This window comes from Martelella endophytica (assembly GCF_000960975.1).
GTDB classification, from domain to species: domain Bacteria; phylum Pseudomonadota; class Alphaproteobacteria; order Rhizobiales; family Rhizobiaceae; genus Martelella; species Martelella endophytica.
In genome coordinates, this window is sequence record NZ_CP010803.1 from 2,995,784 (window position 1) to 3,012,493 (window position 16,710).

25 protein-coding genes are annotated in these 16,710 nt (G+C 62.9%); 2 read left to right on the top strand and 23 right to left on the bottom strand.

The annotated features are described in order from the left end of the window. Positions 1 to 66 precede the first annotated feature (66 nt). The 14 genes from TM49_RS13650 to TM49_RS13715 all read right to left on the bottom strand — a co-directional run bounded on the left by TM49_RS13650 (position 67) and on the right by TM49_RS13715 (position 8,527). Positions 67 to 1,224, bottom strand: coding sequence for a phage head morphogenesis protein (locus TM49_RS13650; RefSeq protein ID WP_144409562.1), 1,158 nt, complete (start codon positions 1,222 to 1,224; stop codon positions 67 to 69). A 34-nt stretch (positions 1,225 to 1,258) separates the two neighbouring features. Then, the gene (locus TM49_RS13655; protein ID WP_045682038.1) at positions 1,259 to 2,866 is read right to left on the bottom strand and encodes a DUF935 domain-containing protein; all 1,608 of its coding nucleotides are present in this window, start codon (positions 2,864 to 2,866) and stop codon (positions 1,259 to 1,261) included. Positions 2,867 to 2,868: 2 nt separating this feature from the next. Next, complete coding sequence (locus tag TM49_RS13660; RefSeq protein ID WP_244464728.1) at positions 2,869 to 4,176, bottom strand: terminase large subunit domain-containing protein; 1,308 nt, start codon at positions 4,174 to 4,176, stop codon at positions 2,869 to 2,871. Positions 4,177 to 4,220: 44 nt separating this feature from the next. Next, complete coding sequence (locus tag TM49_RS13665; RefSeq protein ID WP_045682040.1) at positions 4,221 to 4,814, bottom strand: DUF3486 family protein; 594 nt, start codon at positions 4,812 to 4,814, stop codon at positions 4,221 to 4,223. A gap of 2 nt (positions 4,815 to 4,816) precedes the next feature. After that, positions 4,817 to 5,113 (bottom strand): VpaChn25_0724 family phage protein, encoded by a 297-nt coding sequence (locus tag TM49_RS13670; RefSeq protein WP_045682041.1) that lies wholly within the window; start codon positions 5,111 to 5,113, stop codon positions 4,817 to 4,819. Beyond that, complete coding sequence (locus TM49_RS13675) at positions 5,110 to 5,448, bottom strand: DUF2730 family protein (protein ID WP_052699843.1); 339 nt, start codon at positions 5,446 to 5,448, stop codon at positions 5,110 to 5,112. Before TM49_RS13675 ends, TM49_RS13670 begins: the two co-directional genes overlap by 4 nt. Continuing rightward, positions 5,438 to 5,653, bottom strand: a complete 216-nt coding sequence (locus tag TM49_RS13680) for a hypothetical protein (RefSeq protein ID WP_244464729.1) — start codon at positions 5,651 to 5,653, stop codon at positions 5,438 to 5,440. The genes TM49_RS13675 and TM49_RS13680 overlap by 11 nt, the downstream gene beginning before the upstream one ends. 13 nt (positions 5,654 to 5,666) lie before the next feature. Beyond that, positions 5,667 to 6,029, bottom strand: coding sequence for a hypothetical protein (locus TM49_RS13685; protein WP_045682045.1), 363 nt, complete (start codon positions 6,027 to 6,029; stop codon positions 5,667 to 5,669). Further along, entirely contained in the window at positions 6,029 to 6,280 is a 252-nt protein-coding gene (locus TM49_RS13690) for a hypothetical protein (RefSeq protein ID WP_045682047.1), read from the bottom strand. The genes TM49_RS13685 and TM49_RS13690 overlap by 1 nt, the downstream gene beginning before the upstream one ends. Before the next feature lie 8 nt (positions 6,281 to 6,288). Next, the gene (locus TM49_RS13695) at positions 6,289 to 6,990 is read right to left on the bottom strand and encodes a peptidoglycan recognition protein family protein (protein ID WP_045682049.1); all 702 of its coding nucleotides are present in this window, start codon (positions 6,988 to 6,990) and stop codon (positions 6,289 to 6,291) included. A gap of 74 nt (positions 6,991 to 7,064) precedes the next feature. Further along, on the bottom strand, positions 7,065 to 7,436 hold the full coding sequence (locus tag TM49_RS13700) for a hypothetical protein (RefSeq protein WP_045682051.1): 372 nt from the start codon (positions 7,434 to 7,436) through the stop codon (positions 7,065 to 7,067). Next, the gene (locus tag TM49_RS13705) at positions 7,426 to 7,641 is read right to left on the bottom strand and encodes a hypothetical protein (RefSeq protein WP_045682057.1); all 216 of its coding nucleotides are present in this window, start codon (positions 7,639 to 7,641) and stop codon (positions 7,426 to 7,428) included. Before TM49_RS13705 ends, TM49_RS13700 begins: the two co-directional genes overlap by 11 nt. Beyond that, the gene (locus TM49_RS13710; RefSeq protein ID WP_201777003.1) at positions 7,638 to 7,907 is read right to left on the bottom strand and encodes a hypothetical protein; all 270 of its coding nucleotides are present in this window, start codon (positions 7,905 to 7,907) and stop codon (positions 7,638 to 7,640) included. Before TM49_RS13710 ends, TM49_RS13705 begins: the two co-directional genes overlap by 4 nt. Continuing rightward, on the bottom strand, positions 7,904 to 8,527 hold the full coding sequence (locus TM49_RS13715; protein WP_045682059.1) for a regulatory protein GemA: 624 nt from the start codon (positions 8,525 to 8,527) through the stop codon (positions 7,904 to 7,906). The genes TM49_RS13710 and TM49_RS13715 overlap by 4 nt, the downstream gene beginning before the upstream one ends. Positions 8,528 to 8,589: 62 nt before the next feature. On the opposite strand from TM49_RS13715, the gene TM49_RS13720 reads away from it, so the two are divergent. After that, positions 8,590 to 9,327, top strand: a complete 738-nt coding sequence (locus TM49_RS13720; protein WP_045682061.1) for a hypothetical protein — start codon at positions 8,590 to 8,592, stop codon at positions 9,325 to 9,327. 65 nt (positions 9,328 to 9,392) lie between these two features. Here the strand turns inward: TM49_RS13720 and TM49_RS13725 are convergent, their stop codons facing one another. The 9 genes from TM49_RS13725 to TM49_RS13765 form a co-directional block, all read right to left on the bottom strand. Then, positions 9,393 to 9,986, bottom strand: a complete 594-nt coding sequence (locus tag TM49_RS13725; RefSeq protein WP_201777062.1) for a DUF3164 family protein — start codon at positions 9,984 to 9,986, stop codon at positions 9,393 to 9,395. 173 nt (positions 9,987 to 10,159) lie between these two features. After that, positions 10,160 to 10,399, bottom strand: coding sequence for a hypothetical protein (locus TM49_RS13730; protein WP_045682063.1), 240 nt, complete (start codon positions 10,397 to 10,399; stop codon positions 10,160 to 10,162). After that, positions 10,396 to 10,698, bottom strand: coding sequence for a hypothetical protein (locus TM49_RS13735; RefSeq protein WP_045682065.1), 303 nt, complete (start codon positions 10,696 to 10,698; stop codon positions 10,396 to 10,398). The genes TM49_RS13730 and TM49_RS13735 overlap by 4 nt, the downstream gene beginning before the upstream one ends. Next, the gene (locus TM49_RS13740; RefSeq protein ID WP_045682066.1) at positions 10,698 to 11,726 is read right to left on the bottom strand and encodes an AAA family ATPase; all 1,029 of its coding nucleotides are present in this window, start codon (positions 11,724 to 11,726) and stop codon (positions 10,698 to 10,700) included. The genes TM49_RS13735 and TM49_RS13740 overlap by 1 nt, the downstream gene beginning before the upstream one ends. A gap of 97 nt (positions 11,727 to 11,823) precedes the next feature. Next, the gene (locus tag TM49_RS13745) at positions 11,824 to 13,782 is read right to left on the bottom strand and encodes a transposase domain-containing protein (protein WP_045682068.1); all 1,959 of its coding nucleotides are present in this window, start codon (positions 13,780 to 13,782) and stop codon (positions 11,824 to 11,826) included. Next, entirely contained in the window at positions 13,779 to 14,237 is a 459-nt protein-coding gene (locus TM49_RS13750; protein WP_045682070.1) for a hypothetical protein, read from the bottom strand. Before TM49_RS13750 ends, TM49_RS13745 begins: the two co-directional genes overlap by 4 nt. Further along, on the bottom strand, positions 14,234 to 15,043 hold the full coding sequence (locus tag TM49_RS13755) for a ParB N-terminal domain-containing protein (protein WP_045682072.1): 810 nt from the start codon (positions 15,041 to 15,043) through the stop codon (positions 14,234 to 14,236). Before TM49_RS13755 ends, TM49_RS13750 begins: the two co-directional genes overlap by 4 nt. Beyond that, on the bottom strand, positions 15,043 to 15,396 hold the full coding sequence (locus TM49_RS13760; protein ID WP_052699844.1) for a hypothetical protein: 354 nt from the start codon (positions 15,394 to 15,396) through the stop codon (positions 15,043 to 15,045). The genes TM49_RS13755 and TM49_RS13760 overlap by 1 nt, the downstream gene beginning before the upstream one ends. A gap of 193 nt (positions 15,397 to 15,589) precedes the next feature. Continuing rightward, complete coding sequence (locus TM49_RS13765; protein ID WP_045682074.1) at positions 15,590 to 15,877, bottom strand: helix-turn-helix domain-containing protein; 288 nt, start codon at positions 15,875 to 15,877, stop codon at positions 15,590 to 15,592. 143 nt (positions 15,878 to 16,020) lie between these two features. Here TM49_RS13765 and TM49_RS13770 point away from each other — a divergent pair, with 143 nt between their 5' ends. After that, on the top strand, positions 16,021 to 16,701 hold the full coding sequence (locus tag TM49_RS13770; RefSeq protein ID WP_052699845.1) for an XRE family transcriptional regulator: 681 nt from the start codon (positions 16,021 to 16,023) through the stop codon (positions 16,699 to 16,701). The last annotated feature ends 9 nt before the right edge of the window (positions 16,702 to 16,710 follow it).

The window sequence follows — 16,710 nt, forward strand, 5'->3', positions numbered from 1 at the left end:
GAGCAGGAAGCGCCCGCTTCAGCGGGATTGGGACAAGGCGACTTCTGGCCCCCCGGCGCGTTCCTCTCACGTCAGCTTCTTCATCTTCCGCGCCGTCGTCCGTCTGAGCGACGTCAGATATATTTCCTCGCGACCGTCTTTCTTCACCACCTTGAGGCCTGCGTGATAATTGGCGCCGTCATGTTCGCCGACATAGGCCCAGCGGCCGTTTCCACCCTGGGCGAGCCTGCCGTTCTTCCTCAACCAGTTCGGCAGCACCGCATAGGCGTCCGGCGTGATCCGGTCGTGCTTGGCATGGCTGCGGATGGTATCGGACGAAAGCCTGACTTCCGTCCCGGCCTTAACGCCGAGCTTTTCCGCATCCGCCTTGCCAGCCGTCGCGACCGGCTGCCAGGTTCCATCCGGCCACTTGCCGCGTTGGACCGCCCGCACGAATTTCGCGACCTGCGTCTGGCTCGCCGTTACCGCCTTCGGTCCCGGCGCGGTGCGCGATAGCCAGGCAGCGCCAGGATTATAGTCAAAGGACGGATCAACGCCGCGCGGCTGATCGGTTCCGAGCTGGTCGAGATCCGGTGTGCTGTCAAAGCCCTTTGCCTCGACGAGCGCCGCGGGCACCGGCGTGACGAAGCAGCCGCAACCGAAACCGTTCGGCGGATAGATCGATTGCCATACCGGATCGTCGGCCGCCCAGACCTTGCCGTCCCAGGCGAGGTGATCGCGGCGCGGATGCTTGTTGCCGGAGTGATTGTAGCGCCAGCCGGGAAAGGCCTCGCGGATCTCGGGACTGTTGAGCTGAGCAAAGCGGCCGGCGGCATAGGCCGTCCTCAGATTGGTCTCGAAGATCACCCGCGTGCGCCAGCCGCGATCGCCGTGATAGGACCAGCCATGTGTTTTAACGGTCGCGTCGAAGTCCTTACGGAAGTCCTCCAGCGTGGTCCCGTCCTTCAGCGCCCGCTCGATCGCGCCCTGAAAGTCCGCGACCAGGGCTTCCGTCTGCGCGCCGGCGACCATGAACATCTTGGAGTGCGCCGCATCGAAGACATCGCGCCAGCTCCGGGTCGGAACGCCGACCTTCTGGCGGAGGAAATCGATCGCTTCCTGGAAGGGCAATTGCAGAGGATCGGTTGTTTCCGTCATCAGCGCCGGTCGAATGCTGGACAGGATCGATTTCGAAGCCCTTTCAAAGCCCCTGGGCGCGTTTTCCGGGAAAAGACGACTGATCATGCGTCCCGACCCGGCCTCGCGTGTCTGTGGGGCTTTATTTTCGATCATCGTCGAGCGCGTCCAGAAGCGCCGCCTGGCCGGAAAGATGCGCGACCATCATCGCGGAGGCCATCGCCTTCGCCAGCGCTTCCTCTTCAAGGTCGAGTGCCGCCAGCCGGCGCGCCGCATCCTGAAGGCTGGTCGCCTGGTCGAGCGCCGCACGGATCGCATCGATCTGGCCGTCGAGAATATCCGCGGCATCTTCCTCAAGCCGATCGGCGATGAGCTCTGCCTCGTCGCGGGCATCCGCCCTGACATGCGCCGAGCGTTCGAACAGCCGGTCGAGCGACTGGCGCGCGGTGAGACGCTCAGGCTGCGGCTTTCCGCCGGAGCTTTCGCCCGTCGGCGGCTCAAGAGCTGTAGTGGCGGGTCGCCCGCCGACCGTCAGCTCATCGCCCTTCGGAGGCGGAGCGCCAAGACGGTTGTAAAGGTAGGAGGCCGGGACCTGCAGACCGTGACGGGCGAACACGTCGAAGGCCGTCGCGAACTCACCGAGCGGCACCTCGTCCGGTCGGCCGATCGACAGCGTCGGATAGTGCTCCTGCGGGCCGAACCGGAAGGCGATGATGTTGCGCACGAGCTGAAGATTGATCGTCGTCGTCAGGTCGAGTGCGTCGGAGCGTTCGATATCTTCCTGAACCTCGCGGTGTTCCTTCGAGACTGCGTGACCGCCCGAGATCGCGTCGGTCGTCGTCGTCTGGCCCAGAACGAGCTTGGAAATCTGGCGGTCGTACCAGTCGGCCCGCCGCTCGAACATATCGGTCGAGGCCGATTTCGAGCCGACCTCCTGAAACTCGATCTCCATCGTGGTGGGAATGATCGCGGCGCAATCGCCGGCGATCTGGCTGACCGCCTTCCAGAGAACGCTCTTCTCTTCCTCGGTGGCGTTGTTGTCGTATCGGCCAAGCCGGATCGGCTGCCCGAAATTCTGGCAGAAGATCGCCCAATCCTTGATGGTGAAGCTTTTGAACATCCAGCCCCAGGCCGCGACGCGGGCGATGCCGGAGCGGACCGTGAGGCCGGACTTCGCCTTGGAGCGGTGGACCACGAAGTTGACGGGATCGAGGTCGACCAGGCTTGCCGCCTCGCGCAGCATCACCGTCTCGCCATCCTCGCGATCGAAATCGAAATGCGTTGGCGATCGCCAGATCAGCTCGCGCGGCGTCCAGGCATTCGTCGTCGTCTTCCAGTCGATCTCCATGACCGAAAGGCCCTTGCCGATGGCATCAAGCATGTCGAAGAGGCAGGCGCGCAGAACGCCGTCATCGACCCAGCTCTGCAGATATTGCGCGTGCTTCTTGTGGTCGGCTGCGTCGGAGGCTGCCTTCACGGTGATCGGAAGCTGGCCGACCGAGCGCTTGCGGGTGGCGAGCACCGCCAGATAATGCGGGTCGCGCTCCTCCATGTTTTCGGCAAGCTCGAAATAGGAGAGGGGATCGCCATTGGCGGCCGAGCGCAGAATGCGCGCCATCCTGACCGGCGTCATGCCGTCGGCCTGATCGGTGGCGAAGGGATCGCGGACGGTCCCGACCTTCGGCGCGGCAACGTCGCCGGTCAGCCGGCTTGCCGGAATGAGGCGGTTCAGAAAATCTCTCAAGGCCATGGTCAAAGTCTCCCGCGCAGGCCGAAACCGGCAGCGCCATCGTCGTCATCATCGGTCGCGGCAGGAAAGGCGGTGCGCTCGGCATGCGATGCCGCCGATTGATAGCCATAGGCCATGCGTGCGCCGCCGGCGGCGTTGATGCCGAGAAACGCCGCCCAGGTGCGGTCGGCGTGATCATCGTCGCGTTCGGCGACGAAGCGCGGCGCGCCGGTGGCCGAGGCGACCTTCCGCAGTTTGTGGAGATCGGAACGCAGCGGCACATTGCCTTCCGGAATGCGAACCTTGCGATCCTCGAACCGCTCCTTGCCGGCCGTCGCCATGATCAGCTTGTTGGAGGTGGTAAACAGCACGCCCTCGACGCGGCTTCCGTAGCGGCGTTGCGCGTCCTCGGTCACCTTCTCGCCCATGCCGGTCTGGTCGATGCACGCGCGCGCCACTCGGTAGCGCGTCATCACATCGTCGAAGGCCATGTCCATCTCGGCGAAGGTCGCCCGCTTCTGCTCGATGATCTCGCGGCACCAGAGCACGTCGCCGATTTCTTCCCAGACCCAGATGACATGCAGGTCATTGCGTCGGCCGATATCGCGGCCGACATAGCAGGGCCCGCCCTGATAGCCATCGGGAATGCCGGCGGCGTCATCCTCGACCGAGGAAATCAGGTCGTAGGAAAGCCAGGCGCTGGCCTCGTCCAGATATTTGAGCTCGTATTCCTGCTCCCAGGCGTCGTCATCGGCGATGCCGGCGCGCAGCTCCTCGATGTCACGCGGCAGACCATCGGCGACCGCCTGATAGATATCGACGACATGCCGCGACCAGGCGTTGTCGTCCGCCGTGTCCAGTTCATAGAACTTGCCGCTCTTGCCGTTCGGCGTCGAGGTGACGCGCAGCTTCCAGCCGGCGGATATGACGGGGAAGAGCGCCTTCCAGATGGCGTTGCTGTCCTTATGGAAGGCGAACTCGTCGAGAAACACATTGGCCGAAAAGCCGCGCGCGGTATCCGGATTGGCGGGTAGCGCGGTGATCTTCGAGCCGTGCGGCAGCTCGACCTCGAGCGCGCGATAGGAGCCCTCGGCGCCTAGCCAGTCATATTCGTTCATCTCAAAGCCGAGCTTGTAGGCCTGGGCGTGGAGCTTGATGCCTTCATTCATCGCCTCGCGCGCCTGGCGCTCGCCGCGCGACAGGATCACCCAGCGCGCGCGCTTCTGCTCGATCGCATGCTCGAAGCAGTCGTCGACCACTTCGAGCGTCGTGGTGAAGGTCTTGCCCGTCTGCCGAGCGAACTTGCCGAGCTTGAAGCGCGACCTGTCCATAAACCAGCGCCGCTGATAACCGAAGAGAGGAACGGCGGGCGCGCTCATTTGAAGATCCCGTAAATGTCTTCACGGATCCGGCGGAGCGCCTCCTTGCCGTCGGGCGTGAGCTTGTCCTCCTGGTCCTCGATAGCGTCCATCGCCTGGCCGACCTTGGCTTTGAACTCAGCCTCGACCTTATGTCGGCGCGAGGTCGAAACGCCCTGCGCTTGCGTCGCTGAGCGGAGGGCGGCGGCGAGCTGCATCGCGCCCTTCGGATCGATCCCGCTCTCGCCGCCAGCCGTCAACAATTCGAAGACCAGCGTCTTGATCGCCTCGGCCGCAATGAGCGTCAGCTCGTCGGAGGCCTCGGCATCCATGCGCTCGGATATCGTGCGGGCGATCTCGCGGGTCTGCTCGAGCCGGCGGGTCATCTGGGCGAGCTTGACCGAGTAGCGGTTAAACGCAGTGAAGGAGGGAATATCGAAGGCGACGCCATACTCGCCCTGAATGGCGAGCAGCTTTTCGCAAAACTCCGGATAGATATCGGTTTGTGTCCGGTCGCGGTTCGCCAGCTCCTGCGCCGCCCAGGCAACGACGTCGTCGCATTCGGCCGGCAGAAGGTCGATCTTGGAAAGCCTGCCTCGTCCACGACCCATGATCAGGCTCCTGGCGACGGACGGTCGACGCCCTCGATCACCGAGCGCCTTTCCACATGATCGACGCCGGCGCGCGTGATCGAGGCGATCAGGACGGAGCCCGCTTCCGTGACCGTCACGGCGCCGAGCTCCTCGAGCTTGCGAATCTGGGTGCGGACATAGTCGCGGCTGCGGTTATGGCCGAAGGTGCGCAACAGCGCGGTCAGCAGCGTTTCGTTCAACGCGCCATCCACTTCTCTCGCCAGTCCCTTCAACATGATCAGCCGCGCGTCACGGGCCGAGAATTCCTCGAAGTTCATGCGCCTTCCCCTCGTTTACGCAGATAGTTGTCGATCCGGTCGACCGTCATCGACACGCGGCTGACGATCTGGCCGGTGGCCGAGACCGCGCCATCCAGTTTGGTGAGCGACAGTTCGAGCCGGTTCAGCTCGTCCTTGCCCGGAAGTTGCTTGATCTCCGCCTCGACCTTCAGCATCCGCCGGTCGATCCCGTCGACATTCTTCTCCAGCGTCTCAAGTTTGGCGCTGTTACCCTTCGCCCGCGCGGTCAAAACCGAGTGGATGAAGGAGCCGATCGAGATCAGCAGGGAAAGGGCCGTCAGGAGCGGCAGGAACGCGCCAACTTCAATCACCATCGGTCGTCTCCCCGGTCGCGCTGTCGACGGCGGCGACGGCTGCGGCGCGACGGGTCTCGCAGACATTGAGCGCCGAGCGATCGGCGCCCCAGAGCGATACGACCTCCGCCTGGCTGAGACCGCCCTTGGCCGGCAAAGTTGAAGGCTTCGCGCAGGGGCGGCGCGCCTCGGCCGGAAGCTCCGGCTTGATCATTGTCCGCAGCACGATGGGCTCCTGCTTATTGGGGGAGAAGGTGCACGCGCTCAGGCTCAAGGCCGCAAGCGTCACCGCGAGGCAATGCCGCATTGTCTCTCTCCATCTGTTCGAGTTTGTCGTTGGCGTCGGTCTCGGCCGCCCGGATCTGACGATCGGCGACCATGATGGCGCGAAGCTGGGCGGCCACCGCGTCCGCCTTTTCCGCATTCGCTTTGGCGATCTCGCCCGACCAGAAGGCATCGCGCTCGGCGATAGCGTTCTGCCGCGCATCCCGCACCATGGCGGAAAGCTCGCGTGCCGCCAGAAACGACAGGCCCCCGCCGATCGCGATCAGCAGGGCGGCGAGCAGCAAGGGCATGGTGTATTTTCCGAGGAGGGCTGCCATCAGCTCTCCTTCGCCGGCTGGTCGCGGCCATAGCGCGCGATCGTGTGCATATCGACGGAGCCGAGGCCGCGATGGATGCCGAGAAGGGCGAGGATCATCCCGGCCATCAGCGGTACAACGGTCGGCGCCAGCGCCAGCGCACCGGCCGAGCCAGCGCTCGCCGCCGCCACGACAACGAAAATCACCAGCCAGGCGAAGGCATGGGAGATGCTCATGAAGCGCTTTGAGCTGCGATAGGTGGGCTTTTCCATTTGCGGCCTCACGCGGCCAGGACGCGATAGGACGGCAGGCCCTTCAGCGCCCGCTCCATCTCGTCACGCGTCTGCGGCCCGACGACGCCGTCATCGACGATGCCGCGCATCTGCTGGAACCAGATCGTCACCAGTTCGACGGTATGGTCGAAGGCGTCGGTGGGCTGCACCGGCCAGCGATGGCCGATCTTCCGGCGATAGGCGGCAAGCGCGTCGACCCAGGCGGCGACGGCCGGGCCGTGATCGCCGCGCCGCAGGATTGCGTCCTCGATCGACGCGACCTGATCCATGCCGGGGAAGAGGTGGGCATATTCGGCGCGGGCGTCGAAGCAGGGGCAATCCTTGCCCTTGTCGTAATCGTGATGGCCGCTGATCTTGCCGATGCCGAAACGGTCGCGAAGTGCGACGATTTCGGTCACGAGCGCTGTCTTCTGCGCGGGCGTGCGCGTATCGGCCGAGGCGGTCATGTCCCGCGTCATGCCGCCCACATAGACGACGCCGACCGTGCCGGTGTTGTGGCCCGCGACATGCGCGCCGATCTTTTCGATCGGACGTCCGTCCTCGCGCTGTCCGTCGAGGTGAACCACGCGATGATAACCGATGCCCGACCAGCCGCGCGCCAGATGCCATTCGTTGATCTCTGCGACGCTGACCGGACGGCCTTCGGGCGTCGCGGTGCAATGGATGATGATTTCGTTGATAGGGCGCATGGGAGCCTCCGGATTTGGAGGCAAGATAGGCGGCAAGCCGCTTGCCTGATCATGCTAGCCACCGGAGGCGAGCCTCAAAAGAGGTCCATCTGATTGCTGGGTTTCCGGGGCTTTGGTTCGCGAGGGGCGGAACGCAGAAGCTTGTAGACGCCGCTTTCGCTCATGCCAAGACGCCGCGCGATATCGGCGTGGGAGAGCCCGCGAAGCCGATATTGATCGGCTCGCCACCGGCGCGCAAGAGGAACCTTGATATACTCGCCGGGATAAGCGTTGGAGAGCGGCGCGAGAATGTCGTCGCCGAGCCCTTCCTTGTCCGCCGAACGTGCCGGATCGTGCGGGACATAGAAGCGGATGCCTCCGACCTTTTCGACAAACTGCATGAAGCCTTCGTCGCCGAGCATAGCGCGAAGCTCCATTTCCATATCCCGACGATCGTCATCGAACATGGCGACCTCCGGGATATTGGATGGTCTCGCGGCGGATCAGTTCCGTGGTGACGATCGAGAGCTCGTGGGTCAAGCCGACCCGCTTATGGCTGCGCGGCGGCAAGGCTTGAAGACGCTTCAAGAGCGCGACGCGGCGCTCCTCAAGCCTCCTCAAGGTTTCGCGGTTTTCGACCGACCGGAAAAGGGGGAGGGCGCTATTGGTCATCGCTCGCCCTTTCCCGGTGTACGCGGCAACCAGTGTCGCGAATTGCAGGTCACGACGGCATCGCCGCGCAGGATGAACCGCATGCCATCCGCAACCACGGCCGAGGCGCCGTAGCGCACGCCCGCCTCGCAGCGATTGGCGATGATCAGCCGAATGGCGTCGGTGTCGATCCCGTGGACGTGCTCGATGAAACGCAGAACCGCGTGATCGGTGACGATCGGCACGCTGAGGCCGGTTTCCGGCATCTTGTTGTTGCGCCCCGTCATCGCGCTTCCGCCTTCATGGCGCGCACCCTTTCGCCAAGGGTGTTCATAACCCTGATCCACTCCGCGCGGGTCAAATCGCGGACGCCCGGATCGGTGTCCGAGAGCATCGGCACAACGGTCCAGAAATCGTTCGGGTCCTGCTGAAGCGCCGCCCATTGCGCGACGGCGATCTTGTAGCCCTCGGCCTGGCGCCAGAGCGGCATGGTGCGATGGACACGCCAATCCACGCCGGCCTCGCGCGCCATCCAGGCCTTCAGCGCTTCGATCGCCTTGGCGGCGTCGTCGGCGTAGTAGAGGAACCGCGTGTGATCGATACCGGTCTGCCGCTTGACGAAGGCGAGCAACGCCTTGTCGTCGCGGTTACCGACAATCCCGAGGTTCCAGGCGCCGATCCATAGTGCCTGGAGTTTTGCTGAGAACGGGCCGGTGAGCTTTTTGCGGCCGTCCGGGCGTCGGGCGCCACCAAGCCGCCGAAACTCGGCGGCAACGGCCTCCCTCTCCGTTTCAGTCATCACCGTGAGCGTCGGCTTTCCGGTGACGCGCTCATAAACCGCACGGCGGGCCTCATCGTCTAGGCCTATCCTATTCGCAAAGGCGTGGATGGTACGATGTGCAGTCATTGCGCCAATCCCTCAGATGGCCGAAAGTACCTTTCGGATAGGGCGGCCGAGGGGTCAAACGGATGAATGAGTGCATTTGGAAGAAGATCTTGGGGGCGGCGGGAGTGGCCGTTTTCGCGGCGCTCGCTGTGCCTGCAATGTTCGGCGGAAAGCAAGACCTCTGGGGCCGCTTTATTTACGACTATCAAACTCTGATCAGCGGGATTGCCGCAGTGATTGCCGCTGTTCTGACGATTCGCCAAATGCAACGAAGCGACCGAGCCGCGCTTACCCATCACCTTGAAACAATAGCTATTCAGACTTTGCCTTACGCCCGACGAGTAGCTGCGCTCCACCTCAAGGTCACGCCCATTTTCGGTAACATCACAGAGAGCGGCATTTTTTCCGAAGTCCCTCCGACCCTCACACAAATAACCTCCGTTGAGGAAATCGACGCGCTCTTTTCGTGGCTTCGCCGCACCGACCTCGCCCTTGGCAAAGCGATCAGCTGTCTTGACGATAAAGCATGGGAAGAAGCGCAAGAGGCGATACCCGCCCTTCTTTGGGCGCGCCGGCAAACGGCCAGATCCACGGCTCATAAATTGAGGAAATGGCTTCCGGACACAGCCAAAGAGACTGTCTCTATTCCTCCATCCGATGTTCTCGCGACAACCTCCGCTCTCTTTATGCTGGGAACGCCGGATTGCTATGAGATTTTGAAGTATGACCCTGAGCCCTGGAAAGGTTTTTCCCGCGATCTTGTTGAGATCAATGCAGACTTGGAACGGCTTAGAGGGGTATATAAAAACACCCATATATAAATTGCTTTCTTGGGCCAGATGTTTCGATAGAAGAGCAGGTCGTACAACGGAAACCGAGTTAGTCATCATTCACCCGCCCTCGCCAGATCGATCGTGATCGCCTGCCACCGGTCCTCGACCGAGCGCCGGTGATAGAACCGGACATACTGCTTCGAACCCGTCACCCGCATCGCGTCGCGGATCGCGCTCATGGCGCGCTGCCAGCGGGCGTCCTCGATGTTGTGGCGGAGTAGGCCGAAGATTTCGGCCCGGTTGATCTGCCCCTCCTTGTCGGTGTTGAAGGCGCGGGTGACGATCGCCTGGATTTCCGGGCGGCTTTCCGCCGACCATTCGTTCAGGCATTCGTCGATCAGCCCCTTGGCGATCTGCAGCTCCGGGCCGAAGTCGATCCGCTCGGCGACCTGCACCTGGATCTTCAGGAGCCCGTCATAGGACTGATAGGTCCGGTTGCCTTTCTTGCCACCCTTGGTGACCTCGTATTCCTGCGCCAGCAGTTCGTCGAAGCCGTCGAGGTCCATCATCGTGTGTTCGAGGAACCGGCCGATCTGGGCGGAAAGATCGAAGGCGAAAGCGATGACTTTGCGCACCACCTCGTCCTCCAGTTTGTGCTGCGGCTTCACCAGATCGAGCGGCACCAGCCGGTCGCTGGCATCGGTCATGAAATCCCGGCCATTGACCAGCGTGACACCGGATCCGATCTCGCGCACCTGCGCCTGGTGGAGCGCCTCCGGCACGAACCGGCCGCGCACGTCCTCGACATAGCGCTCGCCGCCGATCTCGGCGACGCGGGCCTGCCGCGCCTGATCTTCGAGAATGCATGCTTCCATCGCGTTCATGCCGCGTCGCCTCCGTTGTCGTCGCCATTAGAAATCAGGGTGAAGCGAGGCGACAGGCGCCGCGCCTTGTTGCGGAGGCAAAGCTCTTCCTCCAGTTCTGCCGTCAGCGCGATGCCGGTGTTCAGCCGCGTGACCATGCCTTCGAGTTCGTTGACCGTTGGGCGCTTCTGCATGCGGATGAAAAGCCGCATCTCGTCGCGCAGGCCGCCCAGATATTCGGATGGCTGAATGTTCATTTCCGCCCTCCCGTGAAATCCGGCCGGACGATCTTGCCCTCCGGGTCGGCGATGAGCTGGCCGAACTTCCGGCTCGCCTCGATGTCGAGGATGGCGCCGCGCGCGCGGCTTTCCTCGGCGAGGCGATGCACTGCCAGCTCCTGTTCGATATTGCGAGCGCACTTGCGCATGGCCGTGAGGCTTTTGACGAAGCGCGTGGTCTCCGCCGGAGACATCGTGCAGCCGGTGTGCGTGCATTCGGCAAACTGCATCGCATAGGCCGAAAGCGTGTCGCTGAGTGTCGTGTCGAGGTGGCGCATCAGGCGATGTCCTCCACGTCGCGGTTCTTCCAGGCGGTCTCGACATGACGGGCATTGATCGGCTCGTCATTCGCCATCGCCAGCATCGCCGCAAGCTTCAGCGTCTTGTCGATCTGGCCAAGCGCGCCGCCCTTCAGCCCCATGCCAATCAGCGTTTTGACCGCGACCGGATCGGTCACGCCCCAGGCGTCGATAAAGGCTTCGAGATCCTGCCGAAGCGGCTGGCGGCGATTGAGCCGCTTGCCGATGCGCCGGCGAAGCTGGGCATAGGACCGGCCCTCGCTCTTGCTGGCAAACCGTCCATAGACCTCGTCATTGCCGACGAGAGCGACGCCGCAGCCATAGATGTCGACGAAATGCCGGAGCTGGTTGATCGCGTCGTCGACGAGGTTCTGCGCCTCGTCGATGATCAGCAGCGTGCCGCCGCCGATCCGCTCCAGCTTCTTGCCGATCGCCCGCGTCAGCTTGGCCGGATTGTGCTCCTGGACGTTCAGTTCGGCCGCAAGCTCGATCAGCATCGCATGCACATTCTTGGTGTGCGGGCTGACGGTCGCGAGATAGGCATTCGGACGCGTGGCGCAGTAATGCCTGCAGGCCATGGTCTTGCCCATGCCGGCCGCGAGCGTGATGATCACGAAATCCGAGGTGACCTGCGCCCAATTGAGCGTTTCCAGCACCTCATGCGCCATGCGGGTCTTGAGGAAGGTCGGCGATTGCGGGATTTTGGCGGCGAACGCCGCTTGGTCCTCGACGTCGTCGAGCCATTGGCGCACCGTCTGGTTCTGCTTGTCCAGGCGGCCGTTATATTTGCCGGAGACCCATTGCGAGAATGTGCCGTCGGCCATGCCGCAGCGGCGTGCCACCTCGGCCTTGGTCCAGCCGTTGGCGTTGGCGACCTCGATCGTGCGGTCGATCAGCGACCACCACTGGTCGATGTCGTCTTGGCTGCGGTTTGCGGAAAGCTCCGGTCCCGCGACGGGGCGTTCCCAGAGTGTCTTAGTTTGGCTTGTGCCGGAATAAATATTCATTTATGGTTCCTTTGCTTTACACTTGACGGGCGGGGACAACCCCGCCCTCTTTTTTTGGAACCGTACGCACTACATTTCGGTTGTCCGCCGGACATGACTAAGCGTCCGACGCCTTCCCTTTCGGGAACTTGATCACCCCGCCATCGCCCCGGATCATGGACATGGCGCGGGAGAAACTCTCTTCGAAATCGATCTCGTCTTCCTGCTGCTGCGGCTTCATCTGCGGCACGGTTGCTATGCGCGTGACGGCCGGGCGCTGCGGTTCGACAGGCGAGGGGGCTTCGGGCTTTTCGCCGCGATAGATGATCTCGCCGAGCTCGCGCGCGGTGAGCTTCTTCTTGGCGGCAAGCGCTGCCTTCTGGGCCTTCAGGTAAGCGCTGCGGTTCTTGCCGTGCTCGCGGGCCTTGGCTATGTCGCCGAAGCCGGTGTCATCAAGGCACTCGGCCGCGCAGATCAGCCTGTCGTCGAGATCGTAGACCTTCACCGGCTGGTGGAGATTGTCCGGGTCGAAACGAACCGTGATCTTCTTACCGGCATACTGCGTGAGCTCCGGCGACCAGTAGCGGTTCTTCTGAAAATGGATCATGCCATTGCCCTTGGCGGCCTTGATCGCCTCCGAGGCGAGCAGCCAGAGGGAGCGTTGCGCCGCCGTCGGCCAGCGCACGATGCTGGTCGGCTTGGCCAGGCTCTCCTCGAACGTCTCGTCGAAGCTGCGGCCATTGCAGGTCTCCGAACGCCGTCCCGGCTGGGCATTGTGCTCGGCAACCTGCGCCGCCACATGCATCCTGAACTCCTCCAGCGGGATCGCCCGCGCGGCGTAGTTCTCCGGCTTTTCCTCGGTGTTCCGGCCGGTATAGGCACCGGAGCAGAAGGGATGCTTGCCGATCGCCTCGGCAAGATCGCGCCAGGCGCGTTCAATCGGCTTGGACTGGCCGGAATAGGGCTGCGAGAAATGCAGATTGATGCCGAGCGTCGTCACCAGCCCGCGCGGATCCTCGTCGCGGATCTTGAAACGGAAGCGCGTGCGGCTCTGGCCGGAAATCCATTTGCTGGCAAAGGCCCGGCCATTGTCGAGCACCATGTCATCGGGAATGCCGAATGCCTCGACCATGTCGCCAATGACGAGCCGGACCGTTTCCCAGGTCTCCGCCTCGGAAAGACGCCAGGCGACGATCTTGCCGGAATAGACGTCCTGAATGCCGAGCAGATACATGCGCGTCGGCTTTTCCGACCAGGGCACGCGGACAAACACATCGATCTTGTGCCCGTCCATGTTCACCGCCTGCATGGCGTGCAGGCTGACCTTGCTCCGGCGCTGCGCCGGATAAAGCGCCTTCGCCTTGTCGCCGCCTTCGCGGGCAATCACCTGCTCGGCGTGCGGCACTTCCGCCTCAAGGCGACGGCGCAGGGCGCGCTCGCCTGGGACTGGCGACCAGCCGTTCTGCTCGGCGGCCTTGATCATGCGTCGGTAGCAGGCCGAAAAGGCTGGACGCTCCGGGCGCAGATAGTCGGAAATCAGAAACCGCCATGCTTCCTCATGGCATTCAGCCGCTCGTGTCGCGGAGGAAAACGAGGGGGCGAGGGCGGCCAGCCAATCGGCGCGCGGCGCTTTGTCGGCAAGCGACTGCCAGTAATAGAGCACGCGCTGGCTAACGCCCTCCATCTTCGAAACGACCTCGAAGGCGGTGCGCGCGGTCACGCCAGCGTCGATCATTTCACGGACCTTCAAAAGTGCCTTCAAACGCCTTTCACAGGCCTCCTTATGGGGCTTTGAAAGGGCCTCATATTTCGCCCAAAGCTGCTTGCGGGCAGCAGCGGCTTCGCGGTCCTGCTTATGCTCGGCCTCGAAATGCCCGACTTTCAGCCGCGCCTGGGCGGCGTTCGGCAGAAGCGAGATGTGATATTCAAACCCGCCGCCGCGCCCCGCGCGCTTGCGAACATGGGCGCTGGCCCGCCAGCCCTGGCGTTCGCCGAATTGCTCGATGCCCCGGCGCGTGCCCGGCATGTCGGGCAGCTTCGCCTCGGCGAGCTCGGTGGAGGTAAACCACTCCTTCATGACCGCCCCCGCCGAATGTTCACGGGGCGCGCCGTCAGCGTCTTCAGCTCGGCGGTCAACCTGCGCCGCTCCTGCTCAAGCCGGGCGATCTCGGCAAGCCGCGCCTCATCGCCTTCCAGCAACAGCAGCCCGTCATCGGAAACGATCTCGTCCCAAAGCCACACCGCGCCGGTGGCCCGCACGAATGCCTTGAACCGCGCGAGGCTGATATCGTGGCCGTTCTTGCTTTCCGCCGTATAGGCATCGAGCGTGGCCTTGGAGATGCTGGCGAGGCCGAGATAGAGCGCCATCCGCGCCGCGATCGTGGGGCGGTCATAAGGGCACTCGCGGATCGCCCGCGCCATTGCCCGCTTCACCCGCGCCCGGAAGCGCTCAAGGTCGATGGATTGCGCGGCCTCGCGCACCGGAAACAGCGGCGCGGCAAAGAAATCGAGCTGATCGGGATCGGGCTTCATGCCGCATCCTCCCGGCCGATTTCAGCCAGAAACGCCTTGCGCGTTGCGTCATCGGCGTGGCGCCAGATATCAAGCAGCGCCTTAAGCATGCCGTCACGCTTCGCCTCTGGCTTTTCCGAGGTACGGACGGCCTTCACATGGCCGAGCGCCTTCTTCAGATCACCGCCCTCGGCACGAAGCGCGATCGCCGCGCGCCGCTGCTCCTGCGGCTCCATCTTGGCAAGCTTCAGCAGCGCCGCCTGGTTATCGGCCACCGGCGTGCCGCGCACGGCGGCGCGAAGATCGGCGTGGAGGCGTTGGGCTATGCGATTGAGACGGAAGTACGACCGCTTTGAAAGTCCCATTCTGTCCGCCACGTGGCCGGAAAACCCTTGCGTGCCCTCGTCTTCGATTAATTGTGCCAAGTTGGCACAATTTCCGGGGCGGCCTGGTTCAACCTTGCCGAACTTGCTCTCCCAGACATCGCGATAGGTCTGAACGAATACCGCGCGGTCGATAACCGAAAGCTCATTGCGAAAGAGGTTTTCGGTGATCTCCAGAAGCACAGACTCCTGCTGATCCGCATCGACGACAACCGCGTCGATTTCCATCTCGTCCAGCAGTTCCATGGCGCGCAGCCGGTGCGCGCCAGCCACCAGCGTGTAGGCTCCGCCCTTGGCGGCCGGCGTGGCGCGCACCGTCACCGGGTTCAAAAGCCCGTGCTCGACAATGGAAGCCGAGATTGCCAGCGCGTGGTCTTCCTCGACCGCGCGAAGCCGCTCCGGCACATGGATTTTGGCAATGGGAATGATCTTGGAAACAGCCATCACGCCGCCTCCTCAAAGATCGAGAGCAGCGCCGCGTCGGCGCGCTCCGCCATGGCGGCGTAGTAGGCCAGGAACACCGGGTTTTCGCAGCGATCGTCGATGATGCGCAGAGCCCGGTATACGGACTCGCGGGATCTTTCCTGCATCCGCGCCACGCGCCGTTTCGGCACGTTGAACTTGCGGATCAGCATGTGCAGCGCGATCTGGCGCGCCAGCGCCGCGTCGAACATTTCATGTGGTGGGTCAATGATCTCGCCGACCGTCAGATAGGGAAACCCCTCCCGCACCGCCATCACGCAGGCATGGTAAAGCGCGTGTTCGCGTTCCTGGGCGCTGTGGAGATTGAAGGACATGCGTCTCTCCGGCATGTCTAATTCGCCGTGACGATTAGACTTGTGGTTGCAGCAAAAAACGGAAAAAATGTGAGTCGTGGAGCGGACGGAAAGCGCGCGTCGGCCGGGGGCTCGAGTGTCTCGACAGAGATGAGCCTCTCCGAAGAACCGGAGAAACTGGCCAGAACCGGCTGATCCTCCCGCTCCACGTTCATCAGGCGGCGTCCTTCGTGGTCTTCTCGCCTGTGGACTCTGCCGCGTATTCGCGCGACAGAATGGTGTTCGACCGTTTGGGATAGCGGCCGGGAAAGAGCTGCTCGACGGGAACCTCGAGAAAGCGGGCGATCGCGCGTTCAACCTTGCGGTTGGGCCGCGCCCATACCGCGCGGAAGGTTCCGGGATTGAGTTTGCTGATCTCCGCGAGCTTCGTCAGCGTCATGCCGCGACGATGAAGCTCCGCCTTGATCGCGAACTGATCCCAAGTTCTGGGCTTATCCGGCATCTGTCTCTCCGGTCAGGGCTGTTGGCGCAGCCCTTATTTTTGGTTCAAACAATGCGCATTTGCCGTCAGCGAGTGCGCTACAGATGTAGGGATAAGACATATTCCGGACTTTGTAAACCCGGATTTTATGTTTTAGGGATTGCGTGGCACGCCAAGAGATTTTTAAAACCGAGCTCGGTCGACGCCTCCGGGAAATCCGAACAGCAATCGGTGACCAGCAACGCGATGAATTCTCGAATGTTTTAGGAATACACAGTCGCAGTGTCGCCAATTACGAGAGAGGCGACAATCAGCCCAACAGCGACGTGCTCTTGGCCTACCGCGAGAAATTCGGGGTCAATGTCCATTGGATTTTGACCGGTGAAGGTCAGATGTTCGATGGCGGCGCTACGCCAAAGTCTGAAAAGACCCTTATCACCTTACCTTACTTCGCTGCCGAAGCCGCCGCGGGCTTCGGCCGAATTGCCTTGGAAGAACTCCCGGAAGGCGCGATAGCATTCGATCGGGCTTTCCTTCGCAACCAAGGCGGCTCGCCGGAAAACTGCTTCGTCATGACCGCCCGCGGCGACAGTATGCAGCCGACCTTGCCGGACGGCTCACTCCTCATCGTGGACAAAAGCCAGAACGAAGACATCGCCCACGGCTGCATCTACGTCTTCCGCTTCGGCGAAGTCCTCTTGGTCAAACGCGCCCGCTGGCGCATCGACGGCAAACTGGAGCTCGTCTCCGACAACACCGTCTACCCCACCGAAACCCTCGACCGCACCCACGCTCATGAGCTGAGCGTGCTGGGGAGGGTGATTTACTTCTGCAGGGCGCCTTGAGGGCTTACA